Annotated in this window: 1 protein-coding gene; it reads left to right on the top strand. The window is 49.2% G+C overall.

Annotation, left to right across the window (positions count from 1 at the left end):
- Positions 1-531 (top strand): solute carrier family 23 protein (locus R7R24_RS30110; RefSeq protein ID WP_318120641.1); only part of this gene is annotated, 531 nt, incomplete at both ends.

Below are 531 nucleotides of genomic sequence, written 5' to 3'. Positions count from 1 at the left end.
CACCTCTCGTCTCTGGCATTGTCGTAACTCTGATTGGCCTGACGCTGATCCAAGTTGGCTTGGTTTCTATGGGTGGTGGCTATGCTGCAATGGGCGACGGTACTTTTGGTAGCTTAGACAAACTGGCGCTCGCTGGTACCGTACTTGGGTTAATTGTGATTTTGAATCGTTCTAAAAACCCATACATTCGCGTGGCTTCGATCGTGATTGCCATGCTAGTTGGCTATGTAATGGCATACTTCATGGGTATGGTCGACACCTCAAAATTGGGGGAAACCAACCTCGTTGCACTACCGATTCCGATGCAGTACGGCTTGTCATTTGACTGGTCACTATTTATCCCTCTCGTGCTGATTTTCTTTATCACGGCGTTGGAAGCGATCGGCGACATTACCGCAACGTCGGAAGTATCTGGCGAGCCTGTTAAAGGCCCTATTTACATGAAGCGCATCAAAGGTGGGGTATTAGCGGACGGTCTGAACTCGGCTATCGCTGCGGTATTCAACAGCTTTCCAAACTCTACCTTCAGTC

This window comes from Vibrio sp. 704 (genome assembly GCF_033339295.1).
The sequence above is the reverse complement of the archived record's forward strand: the minus strand, read 5'-3'. Positions and strand labels throughout refer to the sequence as shown.